At 46.6% G+C, this 12422-nt stretch carries 12 protein-coding genes; 9 read left to right on the forward strand and 3 right to left on the reverse strand.

The genetic code is table 11. The features are described from left to right. The 4 genes from JGK16_RS30095 to JGK16_RS30110 all read left to right on the forward strand — a co-directional run. Window positions 1-516 (forward strand): hypothetical protein (locus JGK16_RS30095; RefSeq protein WP_293193568.1); only part of this gene is annotated, 516 nt, incomplete at its 5' end. Then, window positions 491-1867, forward strand: coding sequence for a CHAT domain-containing protein (locus tag JGK16_RS30100; protein WP_293203567.1), 1377 nt, complete (start codon window positions 491-493; stop codon window positions 1865-1867). The genes JGK16_RS30095 and JGK16_RS30100, both read left to right, overlap by 26 nt. Before the next feature lie 673 nt (window positions 1868-2540). Continuing rightward, on the forward strand, window positions 2541-3863 hold the full coding sequence (locus JGK16_RS30105) for a 3-isopropylmalate dehydratase large subunit (RefSeq protein ID WP_293203568.1): 1323 nt from the start codon (window positions 2541-2543) through the stop codon (window positions 3861-3863). A 76-nt stretch (window positions 3864-3939) separates the two neighbouring features. Continuing rightward, window positions 3940-4428: a gluconokinase gene (locus JGK16_RS30110; protein WP_293193572.1), complete on the forward strand. Its 489-nt coding sequence runs from the start codon at window positions 3940-3942 to the stop codon at window positions 4426-4428. Window positions 4429-4518: 90 nt separating this feature from the next. On the opposite strand, the gene JGK16_RS30115 is transcribed toward JGK16_RS30110, so the two are convergent. After that, the gene (locus JGK16_RS30115; protein WP_293193574.1) at window positions 4519-5499 is read right to left on the reverse strand and encodes a carbohydrate kinase; all 981 of its coding nucleotides are present in this window, start codon (window positions 5497-5499) and stop codon (window positions 4519-4521) included. A gap of 416 nt (window positions 5500-5915) precedes the next feature. On the opposite strand from JGK16_RS30115, the gene JGK16_RS30120 reads away from it, so the two are divergent. The 5 genes from JGK16_RS30120 to JGK16_RS30140 all read left to right on the forward strand — a co-directional run bounded on the left by JGK16_RS30120 (window position 5916) and on the right by JGK16_RS30140 (window position 10147). Beyond that, the gene (locus tag JGK16_RS30120) at window positions 5916-6191 is read left to right on the forward strand and encodes a helix-turn-helix transcriptional regulator (protein WP_293149481.1); all 276 of its coding nucleotides are present in this window, start codon (window positions 5916-5918) and stop codon (window positions 6189-6191) included. A 34-nt stretch (window positions 6192-6225) separates the two neighbouring features. Then, window positions 6226-6504, forward strand: coding sequence for a hypothetical protein (locus JGK16_RS30125; protein WP_293193580.1), 279 nt, complete (start codon window positions 6226-6228; stop codon window positions 6502-6504). 185 nt (window positions 6505-6689) lie between these two features. Next, entirely contained in the window at window positions 6690-7964 is a 1275-nt protein-coding gene (gene hisS, locus JGK16_RS30130; RefSeq protein WP_293203569.1) for a histidine--tRNA ligase, read from the forward strand. A 163-nt stretch (window positions 7965-8127) separates the two neighbouring features. Then, window positions 8128-8898, forward strand: a complete 771-nt coding sequence (locus JGK16_RS30135) for a Uma2 family endonuclease (protein ID WP_293203570.1) — start codon at window positions 8128-8130, stop codon at window positions 8896-8898. 118 nt (window positions 8899-9016) lie between these two features. Continuing rightward, window positions 9017-10147 carry a DNA cytosine methyltransferase gene (locus JGK16_RS30140; RefSeq protein WP_293195620.1) on the forward strand — a complete coding sequence of 377 codons (1131 nt, stop codon included), beginning with the start codon at window positions 9017-9019 and terminating at the stop codon, window positions 10145-10147. A gap of 273 nt (window positions 10148-10420) precedes the next feature. Here JGK16_RS30140 and JGK16_RS30145 read toward each other — a convergent pair whose 3' ends face one another. Next, window positions 10421-10981: a Uma2 family endonuclease gene (locus tag JGK16_RS30145; RefSeq protein WP_293193578.1), complete on the reverse strand. Its 561-nt coding sequence runs from the start codon at window positions 10979-10981 to the stop codon at window positions 10421-10423. 180 nt (window positions 10982-11161) lie between these two features. Next, complete coding sequence (gene aroF, locus JGK16_RS30150) at window positions 11162-12223, reverse strand: 3-deoxy-7-phosphoheptulonate synthase (protein WP_293174394.1); 1062 nt, start codon at window positions 12221-12223, stop codon at window positions 11162-11164. Window positions 12224-12422 lie beyond the last annotated feature (199 nt).

The raw sequence follows: 12422 nt of genomic DNA on the forward strand, positions 1-12422 counted from the left end.
AGCGCCGACAATTACTCAAAATCCAGCGCCGAACTCGAATTTGTCACCAGCGCCGACAATTACTCAAAATCCAGCGCCGATATCGAATTTGTCACCAGCACCAACAATTACTCAAAATCCAGCGCCGATATCGAATTTGTCACCAGCACCAACGATTACTCAAAATCCAGCGCCGAACTCGAATTTGTCACCAGCGCCGACAATTACTCAAAATCCAGCACCAACGATTACTCAAAATCCAGCGCCGATATCAAATTTGCCGATCGCACCAACGATTACTCAAAATCCAGCGCCGATATTGAATTTGCCGATCGCACCAACGATTACTCAAAATCCAGCGCCGATATCGAATTTGTCACCAGCGCCGACAATTACTCAAATTCTCCCTGCTCCCGCACCAATCAATCTCGCACCGATACCGACACCGGAACTCGCTCCGGCGCTCTCCAGCAACGGGCTTCCCAGGACAAATCCTTTATTTTCTGCCAGCTTGCAACAGCAAAACCAGATATCTAGTTCATTGCAACAGCCTAATTCACGTCGCGAAACCTCGAATATTATTGACGTTTCCAGCTTGCCAGTTAACCCCAGCGCCATTATTTTTCCGGTAGAAAACAGATTTACCAGGGAGTTTGTCGATTACCTGAATTTGCCACAAACAAATAAACGCGCCACGCTAGAAAATGCTCAAAATACTCTTCGCAGCGTCGCAAAAGGCACAGGTATCAAACCAGCTCTCGTATATATGAGCTTTGTACCCAATGGTTCTACATTCGATCGACCTTACAACAGTTCGCCGCTGTTGCGCGTAGAACAGCAAATTAAAAGCTCTGACGAACTCGAAGTAATGGTAATCGCCCCCGATAGCGCGCCCTTTCGCGTGCGGATCGCTGGAACCTCTCGCGCCGAGGTAATGGAAACTATTCGGAAATTTCGCAACGAACTGACTAATCCGGTAAAGCGCAATACTAAAACTTATTTACCCTTCGCTCAGCAGCTTTACCAGTGGATGATAGCGCCGATCGAGGCAGAGTTACAAGCCAAAGGTATTCAGAATTTATCTTTTATTGCGGATATGGGGTTGCGATCGATACCGATGGCGGCGCTACATGACGGGAAAGGCTTTCTGATAGAGCGTTACAGCGTCGGTTCAATGCCGAGTCTGAGTTTGACAGATACCAGCACCACTAAGTTGCCAAATACACAAGTTCTGGCAATGGGTGCGTCACAATTTCCCGATATGAGTCCTTTGCCTGCGGTGGAAATAGAAGTTTCGACAATTATCCCGCAGGAGTCGCCCGGTAAGTCTTTCTTGAACCAAGCTTTCACTCTGGCAAATTTGAAATCGCAGCGCCAGCAGTACCCTTTTGGGAGAATTCACTTGGCTACTCACGCCGAATTTCGATCGGGAAACCCCAGCGAATCCTTCATTCAGTTGTGGGATACTAAATTGCGTTTGAATCAGTTGCGGGACATGGGATGGGGCAGTCCACAGGTTGATATGTTGGTTTTAAGTGCTTGCAGGACTGCTGTGGGCGATCGAGAATCCGAGTTGGGCTTTGGCGGGTTAGCCGTGCAAGCAGGGGTTAAATCGGCTCTAGCGACTCTCTGGTATGTCAGCGACGAGGGCAGTTTGGGATTGATGGCGGACTTTTACGGCCAGTTGAAAACTGCTCCGATGAAGGCTGAGGCCTTGCGGCAAGCGCAATTAGAAATGTTGCGCCAACAGGTGCGGATTGAAGGGGGAATATTGCGGACTTCTGTGGGTAATGTGCAGCTACCTCCGGAAATGACAAAGACAGGGACTCGGAATTTTTCTCATCCCTACTATTGGGCGGCTTTTAGAATGATTGGCAATCCTTGGTAATCAGATTTGTTTTATAGGTACGTAGTTGGGCTTGAGCCTCCTTTATCTACACGTCTCAAGAGCAATAATGATTGGCAATCAGATTTGTTTTATAGGTACGTAGTTGGGCTTGAGCCTCCTTTATCTACACGTCTAAAGAGCAATAATGATTGGCAATCAGAGACGAATGTTAGATTAGCAGCTTGAACTGGCGGTGCTAACAGGATCAGCAGAGTGCCGATCGCAATTCCCGCAGCGGATGTTTTGGGCGATCGGGTGGTTTTGGCGATCGGTATGAATTCCGGCAGGCGATCGGCGCTATGCTACACTTTGAAATGTTGAACTTTTTCGCAATTCATCGTAATTTCTCCTGGCGACCTGTACGCAAAATATTACAAAGTTTTGGTCGTACCCAAACTGAATATTTAAATTAGGTCGATGTCCAATATAATTTACCTTTTAATAATTAACTCGAATTATTTAACAACACATAACATTACGCATAATTTCGTAAGGTGGGGATTGCTCGCCCTACAATTTGTATTAGATGCAATAGAAAACTGCGATCGAACTGGACGCTTCTCTCAAGTTGGAAGTACATCCGAGACATCTTCCTGCGTCAGTATCCTCGGTAACAGGGAATGTTTCGCTTACAATACACTTGTAGCATCTCACGAAAAAGAGCGATCGCACTATGGGAATGACCATCACCGAAAAAATCTTGGCCAAAGCATCGGGCCGCACCAAAGTCGAGCCCGGAGACAACATCTGGGTAGAAACAGACGTATTGATGACCCACGATGTCTGCGGGCCGGGCACCATTGGCGTATTCAAAAAGGAATTCGGCGATAATGCTAAAGTCTGGAATCCCGACAAAATCGTCTTAATTCCCGACCACTACATTTTCACTAACGATGAACGCGCTAACCGCAACGTCGATATTCTCCGCGATTTTGCCGCAGAACAAGGGATAAAATACTTTTACGACATCACGGATCGATCGAACTTCAAAGCTAACCCCGACTATAAAGGAGTTTGCCACATCGCCCTCGCCCAAGAAGGCCACACGCGCCCGGGCGAAGTGCTTTTCGGTACAGATTCCCACACTTGCAATGCCGGTGCTTTCGGACAATTTGCCACCGGTATCGGCAATACCGACGCGGCTTTTATCATGGGAACCGGCAAATTGCTGATTAAAGTGCCGGCGACGATGCGGTTTGTGCTCAACGGCGAATTGCCAGATTATTTGTTAGCAAAAGATTTGATTTTACAAATTATAGGCGATATCAGCGTTGCCGGTGCTAACTATCGATCGATGGAATTTGCGGGCGATACAGTGGAACGTTTGACGATGGAAGAACGGATGACGCTGTGCAATATGGTGATTGAAGCTGGTGGCAAAAATGGCACGGTGGCTGCGGACAAAACCACGTTTGATTACGTTAATCCTCGCACTAATGTGCCGTTTGAGGCATTTTACAGCGATGAGGGTGCTCAGTTTTATAGCGATCGCACCTACGATGTCAGCAAATTAGAACCAGTCGTCGCCAAACCGCACTCCCCCGACAACCGCGACTTGGCCCGCAATTGCAGCGATGTCAAGATCGATCGAGTTTACATCGGTTCCTGCACCGGCGGCAAAACCTCCGACTTTTTGAGTGCCGCCCGCATTCTCAAAGGAAATCAAGTCAAAGTTCCGACGTATTTAGTACCAGCAACTCAGAAAGTTTACGAAGATTTGTTTGTTACTAAATACGACGGTCAAACGCTTTCGGAAATCTTCTTAGCAGCAGGCTGCATCGAACCCGCAGCGCCTTCTTGCGCCGCTTGTTTGGGCGGCCCGAAAGACACTTTTGGGCGGATGAACGAACCGGAAATTTGCGTGTCTACAACTAACCGCAACTTCCCCGGCCGGATGGGGAACAAAGAAGCGCAAGTTTATCTCGCTTCGCCTTACACGGCGGCGGCTTCGGCGCTGACTGGACACGTCACAGATCCGCGCGAATTCCTGCGTTAGAAAGTAGTTTGTGTGTGGTGTGCCACAACCCCAGAAGGTGCTTGTGGTATACCCTACGGGATGAATTTAAGCCGCGATGATTATTATGGTGATGGGAGTCTCCGGTTCGGGGAAAACTACTGTTGGCAAGTTGCTAGCGGAATCTCTCAATTGGGATTTTAGCGATGCCGACGATTTTCACCCGCCAGGAAACATAGAAAAAATGAGTCGGGGCATTCCTTTAGAAGATGCCGATCGCCTGCCTTGGCTGTTGCACTTGCAAGGTACAATAGACAGGTGGCTGTTGGAAAATAAAAATGTCGTGTTAGCTTGTTCTGGCCTCAAAGCATCTTACCGCGAAATGCTCTTTCGAGACAAGCAGCAAATGAAAATAGTTTATCTCAAAGGTGATTTTGAGCTATTCGCAGCCCGGTTAAAAACTCGCGAAAATCACTACATGAAAGTAGACTTGCTGTCAAGTCAGTTCGCTACTCTCGAAGAACCTGAAAATGCAATTATTATAGATGCTTCGCAGCCGTTAGAGGTAATTGTCCGCCAAATTATAAATTATTTGATGTGCGGTTAATCTCAAAATAAAACAGGTTCGTAGTGAGGACTTTAGTCCTTCTTTCGGAGGACTAAAGTCCTCACTACAAACCTATAGAGGTTTGGTGTGCTAATTTTTGTTGTACAAATACAAGAAAGCTTCTACTTCAGCCGCAGTTGGTTGTGCTGCAATGGCCCCAGGCTTCATCGCCGTCATCGCACCCACGGCACTGGCATAGGTTACAATGTTTTGGGCAATTTCTGGATCTGCTAAATTCTTAATTCCATACTTGCACAACTGCCGCACAAAACCAGCAACAAACCCGTCGCCGGCACCTGTTGTATCCTCAACATCTACTGCAAAAGCGGGGATTTTTCCTTCATTTTGCGAGAGACAATAGCCGCAACCTTTATCGCCCGCCGTCACCAAAACGCCTTCTACAGAATCGAGACGGTAGGTAATAGCTCCAGCGTCGCTAGTTCCAAACAACCATTCGGCTTCGTCGTCAGATAACTTAAGAAAATCTACTTTTTTTAATAGTTGTATGATGGGTGCTTTTGCTTCGTCTGGATTTGGCCAAAACACCGGACGCCAATTGATGTCAAGTATAATTTTAACGTCGTAACGTTCTGCTAGTTCGATCGCTCTGGCGATCGCCTCTCGACTTTCAGGGTAAGCTAATTCTAAAGTGCCGAGCACTAAAAACTCCGCATTTTCAAACAGCGCCTCGGGTATTTGGGCAGCCTGGAAGCGGGTGTCGGCAAAATCCGCAGTATCCATTTTACCAAAACCGGCAAAAGATCGATCGCCCGCTTCATTCCGCAAGACATAAACTTGCCGCGTCGGCGCACTCGGATGGCGTTGCACTCCAGCGATATCAACCCCTGATTCTTGCAATACCTGCACCAGAGACTCCCCCAATTCATCCCCACCTACAGCACCGATAAATCCCACCGCCGTCCCCAATTTAGCTAAAGCACAGGCAACATTAGCAGGAGCACCGCCAGCATATGCCGTCCAAGATTCTACCTCTTCTAGAGATACTCCTGGTTTGTCTGCTAAACAATCAAATAAAATTTCACCCAGACACAAAACGCGAGGATAAGTCATATTGATTTTAGATTTTAGATTTTAGATTTTAGATTTTAGACTAGCACCAGACTGGTCAATAATTATCTCTACCTAGATTCCCAGTAGGGAAAATTGCCAGCTATTTTGTAATAGCTGCTCCTATAATATCAGACTTACTGATAGTGGCAGTTACCCGCTCAACGCACAAGTACAGCGCGGGCGTATCAGTAGTTTGACGTGCCAACATCTGCGGTTTTTTGGGCGCGGATTTCCAGTGCGCGCAGGTAAATCTAGCATCCGCTACCCCACGTGCAAGGCTGGGTTTACACATCTTGCTGCGATTCTGCAAGCGAGTTGGTGATCCCGTGCCCGGGCCAATTTAATTTTCTCTTCATACTAGATCCCTCATCCTCTAGAATTGTATATAGGTAAATATGCACACATAGGAAAAATTTATGAACGGGAGCGTCTCTGGCACCCCTGTCACCCTGTCGGACAGAGAATTGCAAGTGGTAGAGTTAGTAGCGGCGGGATTGACCAATGAGAAAATTGCTGAGAAGTTAGAGATTAGCAAGCGTACTGTTGACAACCACATTAGCAATATCTTGAACAAGACGCCCGCTGACAATCGAGTTTCGCTGGTGCGCTGGGCTTTGCAGTGGGGGAAGGTATGTATGGAGAATATTAACTGCTGCCCTCTACCGGGGCCGATCGATAAAGAAGTATCTTAAATAGGGGTTATGGTTGGGGACAGGCAAAGAAATGATGCAAACGGCACAAGAAAAACAACTCCGCTATCAAATTCAATGCCCGGGATTGCCGCTGGCGGTGTATCGCGAAGTGGCAGCCCATTTGCGTCAAGTTGAAGGGGTGGAAACCGGTTTGATTCCGCAGCAGTCGCAGCGGTTTGATTACAGCGACAGCCAAGTTGGGGGTTTGTGGATACAGTATCCTGATGGGTTCGATTTGGCCTGCCGCGAGCGGGTCGATCGCATTTTGGCTTATTATGGCGATCGCTACGGAGCTTGGGAATTATTAAGTTAGTAGTTATTAGTTATTAGTTATTTGTTATTGGTTATTTGTTATTGGTTGTTTGTCATTCGAGCCAAATAGCAATTAATACGAAGTCACAAATAAAAATCACCAGCTCAAAAATGACGAGTAACAAATAACAAATAACAACCAACAACCAACAACTGACAACTGCCAACTGACAACTGACTAAAAAAATGAGTGCAATTAAAACTTTACCGGGAACGCGGGATATTTTGCCCGCTGAAATTCAATATTGGCAAAATATAGAAGAAGTCGCTAGAAATATCTTAAAAAAAGCGGCTTATCGAGAAATTCGGACGCCAATTTTTGAACAAACATCTTTATTTGAACGCGGCATCGGCGAAGCTACCGATGTTGTGGGCAAAGAAATGTACACTTTTAAAGATAAGGGCGATCGATCGACTACTTTGCGCCCAGAAGGCACCGCCGGAGTCGTGCGAGCATTTATTGAAAACAGTTTGTACGCGGCGGGAGACGTGCAGCGTCTGTGGTATACTGGGCCGATGTTTCGCTACGAACGCACCCAAGCAGGCAGACAGCGACAGTTCACTCAAATTGGCGTGGAAGTATTGGGGAGTGCAGATCCCCGTGCAGATGTCGAGGTAATTGCGATCGCCTGTGATATCCTGCAAGCGATCGGCTTAAAAAATTTGCGCCTCGATATCAATTCTGTCGGAAATAAGCAAGACAGACAAAATTATCGGCAAGCGTTGATTGATTATTTTACACCGTACAAAGACGAATTAGATGCGGATTCCCAAGATCGCTTGACTCGCAATCCGCTGCGGATTTTGGACAGCAAAAATCAGCGCACTCAAGAAATTGTTGCTGGTGCGCCGAGCATTTTGGAATATTTGGGTGAGGAATCGCGAGATCACTTCGAGCAAGTGCAGCAAATGCTCACAAGTTTAGGAATTAGCTATCAGTTAAATCCAAGATTAGTGCGCGGTTTAGATTACTATACCTACACCGCTTTTGAAATTATCTCCGAGGATTTGGGAGCGCAAGCAACTGTTTGTGGAGGCGGCCGCTACGACGGTTTAGTCAAGGAATTGGGCGGCCCGGATACGGCAGCAGTCGGTTGGGCTATGGGTGTTGAGCGGTTGATTATCCTGCTGCAAAAATTGCAACCTCTGCCCGTTCCGCAGTTGGATTTCTATTTGGTATCCCGGGGCGATAAAGCCGAACAGCAATCGGTATTGTTGGCTCAAAAATTGCGGAGTGCGGGCTTTAGTGTAGAGATAGATTTGAGCGGCAGTGCTTTTGGGAAACAGTTCAAAAGAGCTGACAGAAGTGGTGCAGTTGCGTGTTTGGTTTTGGGGGATGCGGAAGCTGAAAGCGAGACTGTACAATTGAAGTGGTTGGCGAGTGGCGAACAAAGTGCGATCGGGCAATCTGAACTGCTAGCCATGACAGATGAGCTCAAACAGAAGATAAAAGCTGCGTAGGGCGATCGAATCGAAAAGTAAACTCTTAAGGTTCGTAGTAAGGACTTTAGTCCTCAATCTCTGAAGATAAGGACTAAAGTCCTTACTACGAACAATATTAACATTAATCCCCAAAACCAAAAGATATAATTTAACCATTAAAACATTTAACCTCTGATAAACTATGTTTGTAGCAACTAAAAACTCAGCCACAAAGCTCACAATCACCTGGCCGCTACTACCAGAAGATTTCCAACTACCAGATGACCCCGTGGAAGATGAAAGCCAACCATTGTTAGCCGCAGCTTTACGCCAGCCCCTAACAGAATTTCCCGAATTAATCCAGGATGCTTTAATAGTTTCCAACTTTGCCCTTTGTGCCGGCATAAGTTTCCCCGAAGCAGCCACCGACGAACAGCGAACTATTTGCAAAGCACCTGATTGGATGTACGTGAAACCCGTCAATCCCCAAAATGTCTCGCAAATCCGCCGCAGTTACACGCCACACACAGAAGGGATAATTCCTCAAATCGTCATGGAATTTCTCTCGGAAACCTACGGAGAAGAATACTCTGTAGAATTTACCTCACGGGTGGGTAAGTGGTTTTTTTACGAACAAGTAATCAAAGTCCCTAGATACGTCATATTCCGAGCAAAAACAGCTCGTTTAGAAGTTTATGCTTTGGAATCAGAGCACTACAACTTGCAAAAAACGGATGAAAACGGGCGTTATTGGATACCGGGATTAGACTTATTTTTAGGAGTTTGGGAAGGAACCCACGAAGGGAGAACAGGCTGTTGGCTGAGATGGTGGAATCCTGAAGGCGAGTTATTGCTGTGGTCGGAAGAACGAACTGAACAAGAACGTCAGCGGGCCGATCGCGAAAGTCTCCGGGCCCAAAGACTAGCAGAAAAATTGCGTCAAGCTGGGATCACATTAGATGACGAAGATTGACAATTTAAAGGCGATCGAGTCTTAGTACCTTTTGCACATCACACCTGACAACTATTTGGTATAATCAGACTCTGGTGTTGCGGGCATTCAGCCGGCTATTGTCCCACTGCGAACTAATATGTCACTCGAACGCCTCAAAGACGTAACCTGGAAAACCAAACCGCAACTGATATCCTTGTTTTCCGGTTGCGGCGGTATGGATTTGCCGTTCCACAAAGCTGGGTTTGATGTAGTTTGGGCGATCGACTCCAATCAATACGCCTGCAAAACTTTCAGCAAAAACATTGCCGCTGTCATAGTCAACGACAGCATAGAAAACATAGACATTGCACAACTTCCCGAAGCAGAAATATGTATAGGAGGCTTCCCCTGTCAAGATTTCTCCCTAATTTGGAAGCGCCCCGGACTTGAAGGAACCCGAGGCAATTTATATACATACTTCCTCGATTTTGTCAACAAGAAAAAGCCCAAAGCTTTTGTCGCGGAAAATGTCAAAGGTTTATTAAGCGCCAATAATTACCAAGCAATCAAACAAATAATTTCCGACTTTGAAAGCATTGCACCGGGTTATTTAGTCAAACCTAAACTTTACAACTTTGCCGATTACGGAGTTCCGCAATTTCGGCAAAGAGTCTTGTTAGTTGGCATTCGGATGGATACAGGATTTGATTTCGTGCATCCTCAAGCACAATACGGGCCCAATCGCCAAAATGCTTATCGCACAGCGGGCGAAGCACTCAAGGATGTCGAGCAAGTTGTGGAAAATAACCAAAATCATCAAATTCGCGATCGCACCGTTGAAATTTTGAATCGAATCAAAGCCGGAGGAAATTTTTCAGATATTCCCAAAGATAGTCCCTACTATGTAAAAGGCATGATCAGCCACGTTTATCGGCGAATTCATCCCGATAAACCATCATCTACAATCATTGCTGGCGGAGGCGGCGGAACCTGGGGTTATCATTATCCAGAACCGCGTGCACTGACAAATCGGGAGAGGGCGAGACTGCAAACTTTTCCCGATGATTTTGTATTTGAAGGTTCTGTTACCGAAGTGCGCCGACAGATTGGGAATGCTGTACCGCCACAGGGAATCGCTGCGGTTGTTCAGTCTCTGATTCCACTATTTCAGGGCGATTATCCGAAAGTGGATTTATATAAAATGAGTGAAAAATTGCAGGCTATGTCAATTCAAGAACGATTGAAACACGCAGAATTAGAGGTATCTGAGCAAAGTTTGGAGTTATAGCGGTTCTCAAAAAAAGTGAGGTACGTTGTTGGGCTTTAGCCCTCTGATATCTATTACATATTAAGCAACGTCGCATCAAAAACTCCATTTACAGTCATACCTCATCTTTCTGATAAATGCTATAATTTGTGAAAATAGGAAGAATAAAGGCGCGATCGCCAAAATCAAGCAGAATGCGAAGCCGAAAAAGCTTGGCTGGCTGACAAAGGTCGAGAACTCGAACAAGTACAAAATCAAATTGAGGCTATTTTGAATCAGAGCGATCGCACTTAATCAATCAATCAATTCCGCTTCTTCAAAAATCTGCCGAGTTGTTAACTCAAAACCAGGCAGCAACTCATCCACAATCGGTGTATTATCCGTATAAATTTGACTCGAACCATCGGGGAAAAAGCTTCTGATTAAAATAGCTTCTGGATCGATTACCCAAACTCGCGTCACACCCGCCGCCAAATAATCTTTCGCCTTCTCTTCAAATTCCTTCATACTTTGATCGGGAGAGATAATCTCAATCACCAGTTCAGGAATTGCGGGACAAGCTTGATTCCGTCGCCAACTTTTCGGCAGACGCGCATAAGAAATGTACGTCAAATCGGGAACCGGTGCCCAATCTTTAGCCTGACGTTTTAACAAAATCGCCCATTCTGGAAGCACTCGCCCCCTTCCTCTACACCATGCACGAATTAGGAGACACAAAGCTCCCTGTAAACTGGAATGAAAAAATTTTGGAGACACTTTAGGAACTGCTTCACCATCTACAAACTCATAACATACATCTCCGTCGGGCAAAGCTAGAAATTCTGCTAAAGTGAGTTTGGTTCCGATGCCTACCATGACTCCTAGCCCTCTCGCTAATTAATTGATATGTCTATTATACAAAATTTACCAACATTCCTAGAAGTGCGATCGCCCCTCGGACTCTATTCCAAAAACAGCATAAAAATATCCCCGACTTCTTAAAGAAATCGGGGATTTAACCGCGATCGCATTTTAGCTTAGGCGTTTCACCTGTTTCTATGCCAAAACTGGCACGGGTTGTGGCCAACGTTTCATGACTTTACCAATTACAGCCAATTCTTCCATCAACTTGTCGAACTGATCCGGTGTTAACGATTGCGGCCCGTCAGACAAGGCTTTTTTCGGATTCGGGTGCACTTCTATCATCAGCGAATCTGTACCGGAGGCGATCGAAGCAAACGCCATTGAAGGTACAAACTGCGCCCAACCAGTCCCGTGACTGGGGTCAACCATAACAGGTAAGTGAGTCAAGGTTCGCAGCACAGGAACCGCCGACAAATCCAGCGTATTCCGCGTATACTGCCTGTCATAGCCGCGAATTCCGCGCTCGCACAAAATCACGTTCGGATTGCCAGCAGCCATGATATACTCGGCAGCCATCAACCATTCTTCAATGGTGGCGGAAATGCCGCGCTTCAGCAAAATTGGTTTGTCTTGAGCTCCGACTTTCTTCAACAGCGAGAAATTCTGCATATTTCGGGCTCCGACTTGAACTACGTCGGCTACTTCCACGATCGCACTTAAATCGGCCGCATCCATAACTTCGGTAATAATTCCCAAACCGCTAGCTTCCCGCGCCGCAGCTAGCAATCCCAAAGCACTCTCGCCGTGGCCTTGGAAAGCGTAGGGGGAAGTTCTCGGTTTGTAGGCTCCACCGCGCAGAAATTGAGCGCCAGCAGCTTTGACGCGCATAGCCGTTTCGACAATCATTTCTTCGTTTTCGACCGAGCAAGGGCCTGCTACGACTGCGATCGGGTGATTTAAGCCGATCGTCACAGTTCCCAAAGGAGTAGCAACTTCTACGGCGCTGGGTTCACCTTGGCGGTATTCCAGAGAAGCGCGCTTGTAGGGTTTTTCAACGCGCAGCACTTCCTCAATCCAAGTGCTCATTTCGCGCAGTTGCATCGGTTCGAGCTCAACGGTGTCGCCCACCAAACCCATGACGGTTTTGTAACGCCCGACGATTTTTTCTGGTGTCAAACCCCAGCTAGTGCGGAGTTCTTCGTCTAGGCGATCGATCTCGGCTGCTGGAGTGCCGGCTTTCATTACAATAATCATATTTTTCTGTTGTGTTGCGCTAAGACACGAATTATGACACGGATTTAGTGATAAAAATAGATGGAATTGCGATCGACTGGTTTGTCGTAAGGACTTTTTTGGACTCAGCGCGAGAGACTCAGAAACCGGGTTTCTGCGTAAAATCTCGTGAAAATACGTCAATTGCCATAGAAACCCGGTTTCTCGGACTCAGCGCGAG

This window comes from Microcoleus sp. PH2017_09_SFU_O_A, from assembly GCF_020738625.1.
GTDB lineage: Bacteria > Cyanobacteriota > Cyanobacteriia > Cyanobacteriales > Microcoleaceae > Microcoleus.

Excerpts from the sequence above, each read along its gene's own strand:
- hisS (WP_293203569.1), top strand. The coding sequence starts at position 6,690 with ATGAGTGCAATTAAAACTTTACCGGGAACGCGGGATATTTTGCCCGCT.
- JGK16_RS30125 (WP_293193580.1), top strand. The coding sequence starts at position 6,226 with ATGCAAACGGCACAAGAAAAACAACTCCGCTATCAAATTCAATGCCCG.
- JGK16_RS30120 (WP_293149481.1), top strand. The coding sequence starts at position 5,916 with ATGAACGGGAGCGTCTCTGGCACCCCTGTCACCCTGTCGGACAGAGAA.
- aroF (WP_293174394.1), bottom strand. The coding sequence starts at position 12,223 with ATGATTATTGTAATGAAAGCCGGCACTCCAGCAGCCGAGATCGATCGC.
- JGK16_RS30135 (WP_293203570.1), top strand. The coding sequence starts at position 8,128 with ATGTTTGTAGCAACTAAAAACTCAGCCACAAAGCTCACAATCACCTGG.
- JGK16_RS30145 (WP_293193578.1), bottom strand. The coding sequence starts at position 10,981 with ATGGTAGGCATCGGAACCAAACTCACTTTAGCAGAATTTCTAGCTTTG.
- JGK16_RS30110 (WP_293193572.1), top strand. The coding sequence starts at position 3,940 with ATGATTATTATGGTGATGGGAGTCTCCGGTTCGGGGAAAACTACTGTT.
- JGK16_RS30115 (WP_293193574.1), bottom strand. The coding sequence starts at position 5,499 with ATGACTTATCCTCGCGTTTTGTGTCTGGGTGAAATTTTATTTGATTGT.
- JGK16_RS30140 (WP_293195620.1), top strand. The coding sequence starts at position 9,017 with ATGTCACTCGAACGCCTCAAAGACGTAACCTGGAAAACCAAACCGCAA.
- JGK16_RS30105 (WP_293203568.1), top strand. The coding sequence starts at position 2,541 with ATGGGAATGACCATCACCGAAAAAATCTTGGCCAAAGCATCGGGCCGC.